Genomic DNA, 15,180 nt, shown 5'->3' with positions numbered 1-15,180 from the left:
GCCGGTCTTGGGAATCCTTGACCGGCCCTTGGGCTGTCCGTGGTTACGCCGGTAACAGGTGGAGGCCAACATCTACGCGGGTAGCCCGCCGCGCCCCCGTATGCCACACCCGCCTTCCGCGCCCTCCCAGGAGTCCTGAATGCCCGTCAATCCCATGAATCGCCGTGAGTTCGTGCAGAAGTCCGCCGTCACGGGCGCTGTCGCGGCCGTCGCGGGAACGGCGGCGGTGACCCCGGCCGAGGCCGCCGACCGGCACCCCAAGCCCCACCCGCACCCGAAGCCGAACAAGACCTGGTCGTTCTCGATCCTGGGCACGACCGACCTGCACAGCCACGTCTTCGACTGGGACTACTACCTCGACAAGGCCTACTCCGACGCCAAGGGCAACTCCGTCGGCGTCGCCCGCGTCGCCACCCTCATCAAGCAGCAGCGCAAGGCGAAGGGCGAGGGACACGTCCTCCTCGTGGACGCCGGTGACATCATCCAGGGCACCTCGCTGGGCTACTACTTCGCGCGCGTGGACCCCATCACCAGCGGCTCCAAGCACCCGATGGCCACCGCCATGAACCACATGCGCTACGACGCCGCCGCCCTCGGCAACCACGAGTTCAACTACGGCATCGACACCCTGCGCAAGTTCGAGCAGCAGTGTCACTTCCCGCTGCTCGGCGCCAACGCGCTGGACGCGAAGACCCTGCGCCCCGCGTTCGCCCCGTACACCGTGAAGAAGATCCGCGTCCCCGGCGCCCCCGACATCAAGGTCGGCATCCTCGGCCTCACCAACCCGGGCATCGCGCTGTGGGACAAGGACAACGTCAGCGGCAAGATGGTCTTCCCGGGCCTCGTCGAGCAGGCCAAGAAGTACGTCCCGCGGCTGCGCGCGCTCGGCTGCGACGTCGTCTTCCTCACCGACCACTCGGGCCTGGACGGCAGTTCGTCCTACGGCGACGAGCTCCCGTACGTCGAGAACGCCTCCAACCTCGTCGCCGAGCAGGTCCCCGGCATCGACGCGATCCTCGTGGGCCACACCCACGTCGAGGTCCCGTCGTACACGGTGAAGAACGAGACGACCGGTGACGAGGTCCTCCTCTCCGAGCCGTACTGCTGGGGCTACCGCCTGAGCGTCTTCGACTTCGAGCTCGAACTCGTCCGCGGCCAGTGGAAGATCACCAGCAAGACGGCGCAGACCCTCAACCCCAACACGGTGGACGAGGACCCGGAGATCAAGAAACTCCTGGAAGCCGACCACGAGTTGGTCGTGAAGTACGTCAACACGTCCGTCGGCACCTGCACCGAGGACCTCTCGGCGGCGGAGTCCTGCTGGAAGGACGTGCCGATCATGGACTTCATCCAGCAGGTGCAGATGGACTCGGTGAAGGCGGGCCTCTCGACGGCCGACGCCGCCCTCCCGCTGATCTCGGTCGCGGCCCCCTTCAGCCGCACGGCCGACATCCCCAAGGGCTCCGTCACCATCAAGGACATCGCCGGCCTCTACATCTACGACAACACCCTCTACGGCAAGAAGCTCACGGGCGCGCAGCTCAAGGACTACCTGGAGTACGCGGCGAAGTACTACTACCAGGTCCCGGCGGGCACGAAGGTCGACACCGCGACCCTGACGAACGCCAACAGCTTCTGGGACTACATGTACGACGTCGCCGCGGGCGTCTCGTACGACATCGACATCGCGCAGGCCGAGGGTTCGCGGATCAAGAACCTCACGTACAACGGCACTTCGGTCACGGACGACCAGGTCTTCGTCGTCGCGGTGAACAACTACCGCGCGAACGGCGGCAGCGGCTACCCGCACATCGCGTCGGCGGAGACCGTCTACAGCGCGACCGACCAGGTCCGCGACCTGATGATCGCCTACGTCACGGCGAAGGGCAGCCTGGACCCGGCGGACTTCGCCTCGGTCAACTGGAAGCTGACGCAGGCGGGGACGGCGGTCTTCTAGACTCCGGACCTGTCCTCTGCACCGAGCGTGAGGAGCACGGATGGCCATGGAAGTCCTGGGGCGGGGTGAGGCCCGCACCGCTCTGGTCCTGGAATCCGTGCTCAGCACGGCGGCAGTGGTGTGGTGGTCGTCCCTGCTGTGGGCGCACCGCGACGCCCTGTACGCCGTGCCCGACGCCGTGGCATTGATCCTCACGGTCGTGCTGTCGCTGGTGGTGACATGGACCCTGTGGCTTCGGGCGGGCCGACTGCGGAGTGCGACTCTGGCGCTGGTCGCGGTACGCGGCATCGCGGTGCTGGCGTTGTCCCTGTCGTTCTTCCAGGCCCTGTAGCTTCCAGGCCCTGTAGGTCAGTCGGGGCAGGTGAGTGGCAGGCCGAGGCAGGCGTGAACGGCCTGGCTCAACCGCCGGTCGACAGCGGCACGTTCATCGGCGGCATCGGGCGACTCCGCCGGCGGGACCAGCGCGTACGGCAGTGCCGTGGTGAGCACGGCGAGCGTGGCCGTGTCCTGTTCGGTGCCGCTGGGCAGATGTGCGGTCACATGCTCGGTCAGCCAGTGCTGGGCCGTCCGGTGCCACAGGGTGTCCGGACGGAGGACGGCGGCGTACGTCAACTCCGGTTCGGTCCGCGCCATGGCCGCGACGACCGGATGCTCCCGCAGCAGCCGGGCCGCCCGCACCACCCTGCGCACCCCAAGACACCGCGGTGGCGGCAACGGGCCGGGCACTTCCCGGGCCAGGTGCAGCAGACGTTTCAGTTCCTGCATCGTGGCATCGCGCAGGAGCGCGTCGGGAGAGGCCCAATTCCGGTAGAAGAACGGGCGGTTGGTGCCTGCCAGCTGTGCGATGTGGGTGATGCCCGTGCGCCGGGGCCCCCGCGCGGCCAGCGCGTCCAGAGTCGCGCGGTACACGGTGGCCATTCCGGGCGGTGCCTGCACCCGCTGTGAGTTGCTCATGTGAGCAGCTTGGCGCGGGGGGAGGTAGGTGTCTTGGAAAAGTGTGTCAGTTTCCCCGAAGGTGTCACACTTTTTTGGGGGAGGGGTGGGGGGAGGGGAGGAAGGTGCGCCAGGCCGCATCCGAGACGGTGACGATCCCGCCGTCGGGGTTCTTGGAGTCGCGGATGTGGATGGTGTGGGGGCAGGTGGCTATCTCGACACAGTCCCCGCCGCCGCCGTCGCTGTACGAGGACTTGCGCCAGTCGAGGGCGACTTCGACGCAGTTTCCGCCGCCGCCGTCGCTGTAGCTCGACTTGAACCAACGCAAGGTGCCGGTGCCGCTCATCGCTCTTCTCCTGCCAACCGCTCGATGAGGCTCAGGGAGTCGTCGGGGCTCAGAGCCTGTGCGCGGATCTTCGCATAGCGGTGCGTCAGTTGGGACACTTCCGGCGGATCGCTGATCAGGATGCCCTGGTCCTCGATCTCCATGTAGACGACGTGTTCATGGTCCTTGGTCACCACGAGCTTCATGGCGCCACGATCGCCAGCGTACGTTCCGCGCAGCCCACGATCCATCGGCAGTACCTGGACACACACGTTGTCCCGCCGCGCGTCCTCGGCGAGCGAGCGCAACTGCTCCCGCTGTACGTCCCAGCTGCCGAACGGCCGCCGCAGTACGCCCTCTTCGAGGATCAGCTCGATCATCGGGGCCGGATCGCGGTCGAAGAGTTTCCTGCGGGCCAGCCGTGCTTCGACGAGTTCTTCCCGCTTCTGCTCGGACACCGGCGGATAGCTGCCGCCGATCAACGCCCGCGCGTAGGCCTCGGTTTGAAACAAGCCGTCGACGACGAGCGTTGCGTACGAGGAGAGGGTGACGGCCCCCGCCTCGATCTCCGCGAACCCACGGAAGCGGACCGGGTACTTCTCCAGCAGCATCCACTTGCGCGCCTCTTCGAAGACCCCGAGCCCACCCCCGACCTTCTCCTCCAACTTGGCGAGCATCTTGTCGCTCGCGGGCTGCGCGCATGTCTCCATCGCGCTGATGGCGGACCCGGTGTAACCCGTCATCTTGCCCAACTCCACTTGCGTGAGCCCCTGTTGCTCACGCAGTGCCTTTGCGAGGAGGGCAACGAGGTGTGCCACGCCACTCGCCTCCGCCTTGTTCTCCGCCCGCGCCATCGCGGTCACCCCCGAACTCAACCGAACTCAACTGGTCACCAGCACCCCGCACTTGTTTCCAACCGTTGCGGATGGTCGACGCAGAGTTATGGATGACGGTAGCTGTGACTGCCGACACTGTCCCCATGGATACGCAAAGTGACCTGAAATGGATCCCCACAACCGGCATCCAACTCCGCAAGGCAGGGGTCCAGTTCGACGCGGTACGGGTCGACGGCGACGAGGGCAGAGACCTCGCGGACAGGCTCGCGCGCATGACAGGAGGGGCGCCGGGGCCCGTCGTAGAGGAGGCGACGGGCAGCAGGGCGGTCTACTTCCTGGTCCCGGTCGGCAGCACATTGCACCGCCCCTGGCCACCCGGAGTAACCCGCCTCACCGCCGGCCCGAACCACATGTCGTACATCCCGGTACCGGCCCTCAACGGCCAGACCTGGCCCCTGAGTTGGCGCTACCGCCCGACGGCGCCGGACCGCTTCGTCCACGCGCTGCTGCTGCGTGCCGCGGTGGAAGGGTGGGGAGAGGTCAGGCGTCCAGGCCCGGATCAGGAGTGATCTGCCAGATGGTGACCAGTTCCGCGCGGGGCGTGACCATGTACACGAAGAAGCCGCCGTCCACGAACGCGTGCTTCGCTCCCTCGTCGGCATCCTGGTAGGCGGGGCCGTGGAGATGCAGAGCCTCGGAGGCTCTGACCAACTCGTCGGCCATCTTCTCGACCGCGGTCAGGAACGCGGGTGGCGCCCCGGATGCCACCGTCTCCTCGTCGGGGACGTATTCCCAGGCCCAGCTCACGCGTCGCGCACCGCCTCGGCCGCCTCGCGGTAGATGACGCTCGCGGTCGTCAGGTGTGCGCGCGCCTCGTCCGGCGTGGTCGCGATCCGTGCGAGGTACTCGGCGCGGTGGTAGGCCTTCGCTGTCCCGGGGTGTCGCTCGATCTCGATCAGGGCGGCCCAGTGCGCGAGGTAGGCATGGACGGGTCTGACCGAGTTGTGCTGCAACGCCTCGGTGAGGGCCTGGTCCTTGGCCTGGTCGTAAGAGGGGAGCAGGTGCGGGGCCACGATGGCGCAGGCCGCGCGCAGCCCACGCGGGGTCCGGTCCGGGCGGGGGATCGCGGGTACGTCGTCATGTTCGGCGTGTTGCACGCTCATGCTGCTGTTCCCTTCGTGGCGTTGCTGATCTGGACTCTAGCGCGCATCGCGACCGCGTCTCGTGCGGACGATCCGGTTGCGGTATCAGCGGTGAACGGGAAGGGGGCGTCCTCATTGGGACGCCCCCTTTGTGCGGGCATATGCTGAATTCGTCCACCCGCGCGCGCCAACCCAGAGAAGGTGACTGCGATGCGCATGATGCTGAAAGCGTCCATGGACACGGAGAAGGGGAACGACGCCATCCGGAACGGGACTCTCGGGAAGCTGATGCAGGAGACCCTGGAGCAGATCAAGCCCGAGGCGGCCTACTTCACCGCCGAGGACGGCAAGCGGACCGCGTTCCTGTTCTTCGATCTGAAGGACCCCTCCGACATCCCGTCGATCAGTGAGCCGCTCTTCCTCAACCTGGGTGCCGAGTTGACCTACACCCCGGTGATGAACCCGGAGGAGGTCGAGGCCGGTCTCGGCAAGATTCGTTAGGCGCTCATTCCTGCGGCGTTCCCTGGATCTTGGCCAGGGTCAGGACGCCGCCGCCGATACCCCAACCCGCGTCGGCGACCTCTTCCACCAGGACGAGGGTGGTGGCGCGGGCGCCGTCGCCGAAGATCTCGGCGTACAGGTCGGTGGTGCGCGTGATGATCTGCTCCTTCTGCTCCGCGGTGAGGGCGCCGGCGGGGACCTTGAAGTTCGCGAAAGGCATGGTGTTCTCTTTCGTAGTGCCGTGTGGGTATGGGACAACCCTGCGTCCCCGGCGGCCGCCCGGCCAGGGCTGAGCCCACCCAGGGGTTGGCAGCCCCTGGCTCGGACGCCGTAGAGAGGCGACGATGAGACGGTGAACCTTCCCGAGCTCGCGGCGTTCCTGAAGTCCCGGCGTGACCGGGTCCGGCCGGCCGATGTCGGGCTGCCCGTCGGGCCCCGGCGCCGGGTGCCCGGGCTGCGGCGCGAGGAGGTCGCGCAGCTGGCGGGTCTGTCCGCCGACTACTACACCGAGCTGGAGCGGGGGCGTGGCGCCCAGCCCTCGGCCCAGACGCTGGCCGCCCTCGCCCGCGCGCTGCGGCTCGGCGGCGACCAGCGCGACCACCTGTTCCACCTCGCCGACCGGCCGCTGCCCGAGTCGGCGCACGGTGTGGGCGCGCGGCACGTCCAGCCCGCCCTGCTCGGGCTGCTGGACCGGCTGGCCACCACCCCGGCCCAGGTCATCACCGACCTGCACGAGACCCTCGTACAGAATGAGCTGGCCGTGGCGCTGCTCGGGCGGGCGCCGGAGCCGCGTGGCCCGGCGACCGGGTTCGCGTACCGCTGGTTCACCGATCCGGCCGCCCGAGCGGTCTACCCGGCCGAGGACCACCCGCACCACTCACGGGTCTTCGTCGCCGACCTCCAGGCCGTGGCCGCTCGCCGGGGCCGCGACAGCGAGGTCGCCGCGATGACGGCCGCGCTGCGGCGGCGCAGTGAGGAGTTCGCCGCGCTGTGGGACACCCATGACGTGGGGCTGCGCCGCACCGATCACAAGCGGATCGTGCACCCCACGCTGGGCGTCATCGAGCTGGACTGCCACAGCCTGTTCAGCGAGGACGGCCGCCAGCGCCTCCTGTGGTTCACGGCCCCGCCCGGCACCGAGGGCGCCGCCCAGCTGGAACTGCTCGGCGTCATCGGCACGCAGGACATGGCGGCGGACGAGAACACCTCCCGGATCGCCGACCGAAACCGCTAGCTGAACACGATCATCGAGCCCTGGGCCAGGCTCCGCGTCGCCGCCGCGTGCAGGCCCAGCCACACGTGCCGCTCGCGGGCGAAGGGGCTGGGATCGTACGGTGCGGCCACGGCCGGTTCCTCCAACTCCGTCGGAGCGGAAGGGGGTTCCGGGGTCGCCGGTGGGTTCGCCGGGTCGATGCCGATCGTCGGGGCCACGAACTCCAGCTCGCGGAGCAGGGTTTGGGACGAGCCCAACGGGCCGCCGCCCGCGAGGAGTTCGTCGTTCGAGAGCGGGTGCGGGAAGTCGACCGGGACGTAGGCGCCCGCGTGGTCGTAGTGCCAGACCAGGTGGGACTGCTGGGCCGTCGTCTCGAACATCTCCAGGAGTTGTTCGTAGTCGCCGCCCAAGTCGTCGACCGGCGTCACCGGGAGACCGCAGACCTGGAGGAGGTAGGCCCGGCGCAGGAAGTGCAGCGCGTCGTAGTCGAAGCCCGCGACCGGGGCGACCTCGCCGGACAGGCCCGGCATGTACTGGTACACCGGCACCGGGGGGAGCCCGGCCTCGGCCAACAGGGAGTTGTAGAGCGCGAGTTCCTCGGCGAACGGATTGTCGGGGGTGTGGCACAACACGTCGACGAGCGGGACCAGCCACAGGTCACAGGCCAAAAGGGGGCTCCTCGGTTACTCGCTGCGCATCGTGGATCTCGCATGGTGGTCAGGCAAGAGTAGGGGGAAGAGTAGTCGGTGCGGCCCGGGTCAGCTCCCCTCGTGCAGGTCCCATACCCACACGCCGTCCACCCACTTACCGGGTTTGCCGACCAGCTTTTCCACAGCCGTGCGGAGCTTGTCGTCGTTGGGCTGCGGCGCGACGACGACGGCGCCCGCGTGCCAGTACGCGAAGTCGACCTTGGCCTGCGCCTGCCAGTTCTTGCCGATGGTGGGGATGACGCCGGTGTAGCGGACGTCCCGCAGCATGTTGGAGGTGTAGCGGGGCGAGGCGCCGTAGATGCCGATGCGGTCGTCGCCGTAGGGGCCGTTGAAGTAGCCGCCCGGCATCTTGAAGCCGAGGTCGGACGCCGTCTGCCAGTGCAGGGGCTCCGCCGAGCCGGGGTCGGCCAGCGGCACCGGGACGATCGATTCGCCTGCGCGGACGTACGACTTGTAGGTGCCGTCCGTGAAGAAGGCGGGCACTGTCGCCCGGTCGACCGCCTTCAGGGGCGCGGGGATGATCGGGATCAGCGCCATGCAGACGGCGAGCAGGCCCACGTACTGCGTGCCGATCTGCCGCGTCGCCGCCAGCTTGTCGACCGCGATCGCCAGCAGCATGCCGAGTGCCGGTGCGCAGATCATCGCGACCCGGCCCTCGATCACCGACTCGAAGAGCGGCTTGTGGGCGAGCAGGGCCCAGGGGCCCGGGTAGATCGTGTCCGTGAGCGGGATGCGGATCTTGGGGCCCATCGACAGGATCGCCGCCGCGATCGCCGTGAACGCCAGCGCCTTGACGAGGGCGTGTTCCCACAGTCGTACGACGATGGCGAAGGCGAGGGCGACGAGCGGCCAGCCGTAGAAGGCGTTCTGCTCGGTGGGGTTGAGGGAGAGGGAGTTCGCGCGGACCTCGTTGCCCGCGATCAGGGAGCGTTCGGCGAAGGAGAGCAGGGCGAGGGGGCTGTTGCCGGCGTTGTCGCCGTGCAGGACGCTCTTGTAGCTCTGCGGGCCCATGAACTGGTAGTAGAGCGGGATCAGGATGATCGGCGCGCAGATCCCGGCCGCGATGCCCAGGCCCTTGAGGAGTGGGCGCCAGGACGCCCGGACGACATCCCGGTTGAGGGCTCCGTACGACGCGGCGAACAGGACCATGCCGATCGACGCGAGGAGGAGCGGCTCCTCGCCGAGGAAGATCTGGTAGGCCGCCATCACGCCGAGCACGATCCCGTCGCGGACGACCCGGGTGCCCGCGCACAGGCGCAGGGCGCGGTCGATGATCAACGGGATCATGAAGAGGATGACGAAGTTCGGGTGCGCGTTGGCGTGGCTGACCATCGGCGGGGCGAAGGCCGCGAGCGAGGCGCCGACGAAGGCCGCGGCCCGTTGCCGTACGACGCGCTTCACGATCAGCCAGTACCAGGCGGCGGCCGTGGCCGCGAGGCCGAGCGCCATGCAGACGCTGAGGGAGACCGCCGGGCCGGCCAGCAGCGTGAGGGGCGCGAAGGGGACCGACAGGCCCAGCATGACCGTGTTGGCCATGAGGTTCACGCCGTCGGGGAAGCCCTGGAGGTTCGAGAAGAACGGGTTGTGGAGGTGGGCCACGTTGTCGGCCGTGACCGCGAAGAACCACTCCCACTGGTTCTGGTCCTGGAGGGAGTCCTCCAGGTAGCGGTGGTTCGGGTCGAAGAGGCGGCCCGAGTAGAGGGCGACCGACATGAGGAGGAAGAGGACGACGACCAGGATGTCGACCGGGCGCAGGGAACGGGCACGGAGGCGGCCGAGTTCGGTGAGGACCTTGGCGTAGTCGAGGGGCCGTACCTTCGAGCCGGACTGGTGGGACCAGCGCACCGGGACCTCGGCGACCTCCCAGTCCGCGCGGCGGAAGTGCTGGAGGACCTCTACGTCGATGCCCCAGCCGTTGATCCGGGAGGCGGCGAAGGCCTCGCGGGCGCGGTCGCCCTCGAAGAGCTTGAAGCCGCACTGGGTGTCGCGTATGCCGGGCACCGCGGCCTGGCGTATGAGGAAGTTGCCCGCGCGGCCCAGGAGTTCGCGTATCGGATGCTGGTGGCTCTCTATCGTCGCGCCCGGCGCCGCGCGTGAGCCGATCGCGGCCGCGTGGCCCTCGCTCAGCTCCTTGTCGAGTTTCTCCAACTCCTCGATGGGCGCGGCCAGATCGGCGTCCGTCACCAGGACCCGGTGTCCGCGCGAGGCGGCGACGCCGAGGCGCAGGGCGTGGCCCTTGCCGCGGTTGCGGGGGCTGGTGACCACCTGCACCCGCGGGTCGGCGCGGGAGGTGACGACCTCCCGGGTCCCGTCGTCGGAGCCGTCGTCCGCGACGATGATCTCCCAGTCGCCGAAGCGGCCCTCGTTGTCGCCGAGATACGTGGTGATCGCGTCGAGCGTCGGTCCGAGCCGTTGTTCCTCGTTGTAGGCGGGCACGACGACACTCAGGTCCACGGCGACGACACTGGGGTCCACGGAGGCACTGTCCACGGCCGGAGTGGCCCTTTCCGGTCCGGTCACCGGGCGGCCAGCCGCTCGATGAGGTCGAGGGAGTGCGTGTTGTACGCGAGGACGATCGAGCGCGCGGCCGGGGTGTCGCGGCGCGCCAGGGCGTCGACCAGTTCGGTGTGCTCGGACCACAGGCGGCCGCGCAGATCGCTCAGCCGGCGCAGGTGCTGCACCGTGCACACCCAGGACTGGACGCGCAGCCGGTGCAGGAAGTCGCCGAGGTAGGGGTTGCCGAACATGGCGCTCAACTCGCGCCAGAAGCGCAGGTCGTAGCCGATCAGCACGGTGAGGTCACCGGCGTCGGCGGCGCGCTGCGCCTCCTCGCCGCGGCGGCGGACACCGGCGAGCGCGGCGACCGTACGGGGGTCGTCGGTGCGGTCGAAGACGGGGTGGCCCTCGATCAGGGCCAGGAACATGCCCTCGGTGACCAGGGCGCGGGCCTCGATCATCCCGCGGTGGTCGGCCACCGAGTACTCGTGGACGCGGAAGCCGCGGTGCTGGTCGGCTTCCAGGAGTCCCTGCGCGGAGAGATCGACGAGCGCTTCCCGGACCGGAGTCGCGGAGACGCCGTACTGCTCGGCGATCTCCTTCACCGTGAACTCCTGACCGGGCTGGAGCCGGCCGGCCAGGACCTCGTCGCGAAGCGCGTCGGCGATCTGCTGCCGCAGGGTGCTGCGGGTCACGGCGCCGCTGCCGCTGCTTCCTCCGGGCATCGTCGGGGCGTCTCCCTCGTCGCGTTCGATGGCGTACTCGTATATGTCTACGAGCACGCCACCTTACGCGTTCGGGTTCCCCTCTTGCCCGGATGCGGGCACCAGTTGAACGGACCCGCCCATTCCGGGTGCTAAGTGGTGTATTCGGCGCCGAATTAACCGCCGTTCTACGCGGTGAACTCGTCCGCGACGGAGAGCGCCGCGTCCAGGGCGGCGAGGCCCTCCTTCAACTCGGCCTCACTCACGTTGAGCGGCGGGACGACATGCGTTCGGTTCATGTTGACGAACGGCCACAGCCCCTGCTGCTTGGCGGCGCCCCCGAAGGCGGCCATCGCCGCGTTCGCCTCACCGGCCGCGTTGTACGGCACCAGCGGCTCGCGCGTCTCCCGGTCCTTCACCAGCTCCAGCGCCCAGAACATCCCGACGCCCCGCACCTCGCCGATGCTCGGGTGCCGCTCGGCCAGCGCGCGGAGGGCGGGCTCGACGACGGTCGTACCGAGGTGCTTCGCGTTCTCCACGACGCCCTCCTCGGCCATGACGTTGATCGTCGCGACGGCCGCGGCACAGGCCAGCGGGTGTCCGGAGTACGTCAGTCCGCCCGGGTAGGGCCGCTTGCCGAAGGTGTCCGCGATCGCGCCGGAGATGGCGACACCGCCGAGCGGTACGTACCCGGAGTTCACGCCTTTCGCGAAGGTCATCAGGTCCGGTACGACGTCGAACAGATCCGCCGCGAACCACTCACCGGTCCGCCCGAACCCGGCCATCACCTCGTCCAGGATGAAGACGATCCCGTACTTGTCGCAGATCTCACGGACCCCGGAGAGATAACCGGGCGGCGGCACCATGATCCCGGCGGTGCCCGGAACGGTCTCCAGGACGATCGCGGCGATGGTCGCCGGACCCTCGAAGGCGATCGTCGTCTCCAGGTGCTCCAGTGCGCGCTCGCACTCCTGCGCCTCGGTCTCGGCGTAGAAACGGGACCGGTACAGGAAGGGCGCCCAGAAGTGCACGACCCCGGCCGCGGCACTGTCGCTGGCCCAACGCCGGGGATCCCCGGTGAGGTTGATCGCCTGCTGTGTGCCGCCGTGGTACGAGCGGTACGCCGACATCACCTTCGGCCGCCCGGTGTGCAGCCGGGCCATGCGCGTCGCGTGCTCGATCGCGTCCGCGCCGCCGTTGGTGAAGAAGATCTTGTCCAGGTCGCCCGGGGTGCGCTCGGCGATGAGCCTGGCCGCTTCGGACCGGGCCTCGATCGCGAACGCGGGCGCGAAGGTCGTCATCGTCGCGGCCTGCTCCTGGATCGCGGCGACGACCTTCGGGTGCTGGTAGCCGATGTTCGTGTAGACGAGCCCGCTGGTGAAGTCCAGGTAGCGCTTGCCGTCGTAGTCCCAGAAGTACGACCCCTCCGCGCCGGCCACGGCGAGCGGGTCGATGAGCTCCTGCGCGGACCAGGAGTGGAACACGTGCGCACGGTCCGCGGCCTTCACGGCGGCGCCGGCCTGGGGGTTGGGCTGAGGGGTCATGCGGGTGAGCGTAAATGTCCGCGATACGGAAACGGAATCGGCGTCCTGTCTGTGGTCGGGGGGTTTCCGCGACAGATTGTCGGGGGTGGAGGCGGGCGGTCGGTGAGGGGGGTCGCTGGAAGCCGGGGGTAAATCTAACCGTTGTCCGTGCGCGTGACCGGTTAGAAATGGCCCCAGCCTGTAGAGGGGGGCGGTGCGGGGGCTCGGGGCGGACTCCCGTTACGGAACCGTAGACACCGCTCCGGCCATCGCGTCCTGTCCCCGCACTATTCTCGGTCTGTCGCGGACCGCCTGGCGGAGGCGTTCGGCGAGGCACGGCTCGCGGAGGCGGTGGAGGTGCTGGAGGGGTTGTCGGCGGTGCTGGACGAACTCGGTCCGCCCGGTGACCAGGACGGCTTGGCCGTTACGGAACCGTAGACACCTCACCATCCGTCCCGTCGATTCCCCGCACTATTCTCGGGCTGTTCCCGGTCTGTCGCGGAGCACCAGCGCGCGACCGGGGCGTGACCGGGGAATTCAGGGGAGGCGGCGCGGTCGTGGAGAAACTGGGGGCGGCCGATCCGCAGCGGATCGGGGCGTACCGGCTGTTGGCCCGGCTGGGCGCCGGTGGCATGGGGCACGTGTATCTGGCCCGGTCGGACCGGGGCCGCACGGTCGCCGTGAAGCTGGTGCGGGAGGACCTCGCCGCGCAGGAGGAGTTCCGGGCGCGGTTCCGGCAGGAGGTGCGGGCCGCGCGGCGGGTCGGCGGCCACTGGACGGCACCCGTGCTGGACGCGGACACCGAGGCCGAGGTGCCGTGGGTGGCCACCGGGTACGTCGCCGGGCCCAGCCTGCAACAGGTCGTCGGGCGGGACCACGGCGCACTGCCCGAGCGGTCGGTACGGATCCTCGCGGCCGGGCTCGCGCACGCGCTCCAGGACATCCACGCCGCCGGCATCGTCCACCGCGACCTCAAGCCGTCCAACGTGCTGGTGACCATCGACGGCCCCCGCGTCATCGACTTCGGCATAGCGCGCGCCCTGGAGACCCAGGCCGGCGACGGACTCACCCGCACCGGTTCGCTGGTCGGCTCGCCCGGCTTCATGGCACCGGAACAGGTGCGGGGCGACCGCATCACCCCGGCGTGCGACGTCTTCTGCCTCGGTTCCGTCCTCGCCTACGCCGCGACCGGCACCCTTCCCTTCGGCGCCGCCAACAGCGGTGTCCACGCCCTGATGTTCCGCATCGCCCAGGAGGAACCCGACCTGTCGGGCGTCCCCGAGGGCATCGCCGACCTGGTCCGCGACTGCCTCCGCAAGGACCCGGCCACCCGCCCCACCCTCAACCGCATCCTCGACCGCACGGGCGCCGAGGACACCGTCTCCGGCGGCCGCTCCCGCGACCCGTGGCTGCCGGGCGCGCTGGTCGCCCAACTCGGCCGCCACGCCGTGCGGTTGCTGGACACGGAGGACCCGGAGACGACGGAGCTGGAACGGGTGGATCCGGAGAAGGGGGAACCGGGGGAGGGCGGTTCGGAGGCGGGGAGCGTGGAGGCGGAGGGCCCGGGCGTGGAGGGTTCCGAGGCGGAGGGCGCGGATGGTGTGAGGGGCACGGAGGGCGCGGAGGCGGAAGGTGCGGCTGTGGTTCAGGCAGCCACGCCCGCGCTCCCGCTCGCTTCCGCTGCTGCTCCTGCGCCCGCTCCCGCCCCCGTGGAGAAGCCGGACCTGTTCAGCAAGGCACCCGCCGCCCGCACACCCGCCGTCGCCGAGGCCTCGCCCGAGCACGCCCCCGCCTCCGACGAGTCCTCTCCGACACCCCCCGCACGGGCGCCCGGCGCAGCGCCGGACGACCACCTTCCGACGGAGGTCGTGGCCTCGGCCGGAGCCACCCGGACACCGCCGCCCCCACAGCCCCCGCACCCGGCCTACGGCTACCCGCAACAACATCCCCAGCCCGCCGCCTACGCCGACCCGCAGCAGGCGTACCCCCAGCCCCCACCCCGCCAACTCCTCGGCTGGGGCGGCCAGGTGCCGTACAACCCCTACCCCCACAACGGCGGCCTCGGCGCCACCCCGCCCTACGGCCCGGGGCCGGCCGGGATGGCCCCGGCGTACGGGGAACCCCGGCCGCCGCGCAGGAACGGGCGGTCCACGGCATTCCTCGTCGTGGTCGCGCTGGTCGTCGCGCTGGGCGCCGGTGGTTCGGTGTACGCGTTGATGAAGGACGGGAGCAACAGCGGTCGTACGAAGGCAGGTTCGGGCGGTCGGGCCACCAGCGCCGCGCCCACGACCCCGGGGCCGAGCACGGGGGAGCCGACGCCGAGCCGATCGCCCTCCGCCACGCCTACCGGTGAGGGCGCCGTACCCAGCGGATACCTCGGCACCTGGAACGCGTCCATCGACAACGCCACGGGCCACAACACCCGCCAACTCACCATCCGGCAGGGGAAGGTGGGGGACCCTGTCCTGACCCTCGTCGCGGACGGGCCCGGCTACCACTGCGAGTTCAGCGCCGACCTGACCCAAGAGCCGGGCGGGGAGAGCCCGTTGGCGATCGGCGCGTCCACCGTCACCGCCGGGAAGCCGCTGTCGTCCTGCAACCCGGGTTCCGCCACCGAGATCACCCTGCTGTCGGCCACCACGCTGGAGCGCGTGAGCACCAGCAACGGGGAGAAGCTGACGTACACGAAGGCGGGCTGAGCCTCTCGCGGACGGTGAGCTGAACTCCCTTCACGTCAGGGCCAGTTGAACGTCACGCGAACTTCGTTCGGAACCCCCTGCGTGTTGTCCGTTGCCGCTCGTACCGTGACCCCACGATCCGGCTGGGGAGCGGGGGCCCGC

The 15,180-nt window shown here is 69.7% G+C and carries 16 protein-coding genes; 6 read left to right on the top strand and 10 right to left on the bottom strand.

What is annotated here, in order from left to right; all coding sequences use genetic code 11:
• The first annotated feature begins 139 nt into the window (after positions 1-139).
• Both OG504_RS25275 and OG504_RS25270 read left to right on the top strand, forming a co-directional pair.
• Complete coding sequence (locus OG504_RS25275; RefSeq protein WP_405991855.1) at positions 140-1,957, top strand: bifunctional metallophosphatase/5'-nucleotidase; 1,818 nt, start codon at positions 140-142, stop codon at positions 1,955-1,957.
• Between the two features lie 40 nt (positions 1,958-1,997).
• Complete coding sequence (locus OG504_RS25270) at positions 1,998-2,288, top strand: hypothetical protein (protein ID WP_405991854.1); 291 nt, start codon at positions 1,998-2,000, stop codon at positions 2,286-2,288.
• Positions 2,289-2,305: 17 nt separating this feature from the next.
• Here the strand turns inward: OG504_RS25270 and OG504_RS25265 are convergent, their stop codons facing one another.
• The 3 genes from OG504_RS25265 to OG504_RS25255 all read right to left on the bottom strand — a co-directional run bounded on the left by OG504_RS25265 (position 2,306) and on the right by OG504_RS25255 (position 4,078).
• Positions 2,306-2,911 carry a TetR/AcrR family transcriptional regulator gene (locus OG504_RS25265; RefSeq protein WP_405991853.1) on the bottom strand — a complete coding sequence of 202 codons (606 nt, stop codon included), beginning with the start codon at positions 2,909-2,911 and terminating at the stop codon, positions 2,306-2,308.
• A 64-nt stretch (positions 2,912-2,975) separates the two neighbouring features.
• Entirely contained in the window at positions 2,976-3,236 is a 261-nt protein-coding gene (locus OG504_RS25260) for a DUF397 domain-containing protein (RefSeq protein ID WP_405991852.1), read from the bottom strand.
• On the bottom strand, positions 3,233-4,078 hold the full coding sequence (locus OG504_RS25255; RefSeq protein WP_405991851.1) for a helix-turn-helix transcriptional regulator: 846 nt from the start codon (positions 4,076-4,078) through the stop codon (positions 3,233-3,235). The genes OG504_RS25260 and OG504_RS25255 overlap by 4 nt, the downstream gene beginning before the upstream one ends.
• A gap of 116 nt (positions 4,079-4,194) precedes the next feature.
• Between OG504_RS25255 and OG504_RS25250 the strand changes: the two genes are divergently transcribed.
• Positions 4,195-4,620 (top strand): hypothetical protein, encoded by a 426-nt coding sequence (locus tag OG504_RS25250; RefSeq protein WP_405991850.1) that lies wholly within the window; start codon positions 4,195-4,197, stop codon positions 4,618-4,620.
• Here the strand turns inward: OG504_RS25250 and OG504_RS25245 are convergent.
• Together OG504_RS25245 and OG504_RS25240 are read right to left on the bottom strand one after the other, a co-directional pair.
• Positions 4,592-4,858 carry a hypothetical protein gene (locus tag OG504_RS25245; RefSeq protein WP_405991849.1) on the bottom strand — a complete coding sequence of 89 codons (267 nt, stop codon included), beginning with the start codon at positions 4,856-4,858 and terminating at the stop codon, positions 4,592-4,594. The genes OG504_RS25250 and OG504_RS25245 overlap by 29 nt on opposite strands.
• The gene (locus tag OG504_RS25240) at positions 4,855-5,214 is read right to left on the bottom strand and encodes a DUF6247 family protein (RefSeq protein ID WP_405991848.1); all 360 of its coding nucleotides are present in this window, start codon (positions 5,212-5,214) and stop codon (positions 4,855-4,857) included. The genes OG504_RS25245 and OG504_RS25240 overlap by 4 nt, the downstream gene beginning before the upstream one ends.
• 189 nt (positions 5,215-5,403) lie before the next feature.
• On the opposite strand from OG504_RS25240, the gene OG504_RS25235 reads away from it, so the two are divergent.
• Complete coding sequence (locus tag OG504_RS25235) at positions 5,404-5,694, top strand: hypothetical protein (RefSeq protein WP_033284835.1); 291 nt, start codon at positions 5,404-5,406, stop codon at positions 5,692-5,694.
• Positions 5,695-5,698: 4 nt separating this feature from the next.
• Here OG504_RS25235 and OG504_RS25230 read toward each other — a convergent pair whose 3' ends face one another.
• Positions 5,699-5,914 (bottom strand): 4-oxalocrotonate tautomerase family protein, encoded by a 216-nt coding sequence (locus OG504_RS25230; RefSeq protein WP_019070350.1) that lies wholly within the window; start codon positions 5,912-5,914, stop codon positions 5,699-5,701.
• A 132-nt stretch (positions 5,915-6,046) separates the two neighbouring features.
• Between OG504_RS25230 and OG504_RS25225 the strand changes: the two genes are divergently transcribed.
• Positions 6,047-6,928, top strand: coding sequence for a helix-turn-helix domain-containing protein (locus OG504_RS25225; protein WP_405991847.1), 882 nt, complete (start codon positions 6,047-6,049; stop codon positions 6,926-6,928).
• On the opposite strand, the gene OG504_RS25220 is transcribed toward OG504_RS25225, so the two are convergent.
• The 4 genes from OG504_RS25220 to OG504_RS25205 form a co-directional block, all read right to left on the bottom strand.
• Positions 6,925-7,575, bottom strand: coding sequence for a hypothetical protein (locus OG504_RS25220; RefSeq protein ID WP_328680852.1), 651 nt, complete (start codon positions 7,573-7,575; stop codon positions 6,925-6,927). The genes OG504_RS25225 and OG504_RS25220 overlap by 4 nt on opposite strands.
• Before the next feature lie 90 nt (positions 7,576-7,665).
• Entirely contained in the window at positions 7,666-10,092 is a 2,427-nt protein-coding gene (locus OG504_RS25215; RefSeq protein ID WP_405991846.1) for a dolichyl-phosphate beta-glucosyltransferase, read from the bottom strand.
• Positions 10,093-10,133: 41 nt separating this feature from the next.
• Positions 10,134-10,838 (bottom strand): GntR family transcriptional regulator, encoded by a 705-nt coding sequence (locus OG504_RS25210; protein WP_405996420.1) that lies wholly within the window; start codon positions 10,836-10,838, stop codon positions 10,134-10,136.
• Positions 10,839-11,005: 167 nt separating this feature from the next.
• Positions 11,006-12,361 carry an aspartate aminotransferase family protein gene (locus OG504_RS25205; RefSeq protein ID WP_405991845.1) on the bottom strand — a complete coding sequence of 452 codons (1,356 nt, stop codon included), beginning with the start codon at positions 12,359-12,361 and terminating at the stop codon, positions 11,006-11,008.
• 536 nt (positions 12,362-12,897) lie between these two features.
• Between OG504_RS25205 and OG504_RS25200 the strand changes: the two genes are divergently transcribed.
• Positions 12,898-15,039, top strand: a complete 2,142-nt coding sequence (locus OG504_RS25200) for a serine/threonine-protein kinase (RefSeq protein ID WP_405991844.1) — start codon at positions 12,898-12,900, stop codon at positions 15,037-15,039.
• The last annotated feature ends 141 nt before the right edge of the window (positions 15,040-15,180 follow it).

Source organism: Streptomyces sp. NBC_00986 (assembly GCF_045162565.1).
In the GTDB taxonomy this organism is placed as follows: Bacteria; Actinomycetota; Actinomycetes; order Streptomycetales; family Streptomycetaceae; genus Streptomyces.
This window is presented reverse-complemented; position numbering and strand designations above follow the sequence as displayed.

What these genes read in the sequence shown, in the direction of transcription:
- OG504_RS25275 (WP_405991855.1), top strand. Translation starts at nt 140, where the DNA reads ATGCCCGTCAATCCCATGAATCGCCGTGAGTTCGTGCAGAAGTCCGCC.
- OG504_RS25270 (WP_405991854.1), top strand. Translation starts at nt 1,998, where the DNA reads ATGGCCATGGAAGTCCTGGGGCGGGGTGAGGCCCGCACCGCTCTGGTC.
- OG504_RS25265 (WP_405991853.1), bottom strand. Translation starts at nt 2,911, where the DNA reads ATGAGCAACTCACAGCGGGTGCAGGCACCGCCCGGAATGGCCACCGTG.
- OG504_RS25260 (WP_405991852.1), bottom strand. Translation starts at nt 3,236, where the DNA reads ATGAGCGGCACCGGCACCTTGCGTTGGTTCAAGTCGAGCTACAGCGAC.
- OG504_RS25250 (WP_405991850.1), top strand. Translation starts at nt 4,195, where the DNA reads ATGGATACGCAAAGTGACCTGAAATGGATCCCCACAACCGGCATCCAA.
- OG504_RS25240 (WP_405991848.1), bottom strand. Translation starts at nt 5,214, where the DNA reads ATGAGCGTGCAACACGCCGAACATGACGACGTACCCGCGATCCCCCGC.
- OG504_RS25235 (WP_033284835.1), top strand. Translation starts at nt 5,404, where the DNA reads ATGCGCATGATGCTGAAAGCGTCCATGGACACGGAGAAGGGGAACGAC.
- OG504_RS25230 (WP_019070350.1), bottom strand. Translation starts at nt 5,914, where the DNA reads ATGCCTTTCGCGAACTTCAAGGTCCCCGCCGGCGCCCTCACCGCGGAG.
- OG504_RS25210 (WP_405996420.1), bottom strand. Translation starts at nt 10,838, where the DNA reads ATGCCCGGAGGAAGCAGCGGCAGCGGCGCCGTGACCCGCAGCACCCTG.
- OG504_RS25205 (WP_405991845.1), bottom strand. Translation starts at nt 12,361, where the DNA reads ATGACCCCTCAGCCCAACCCCCAGGCCGGCGCCGCCGTGAAGGCCGCG.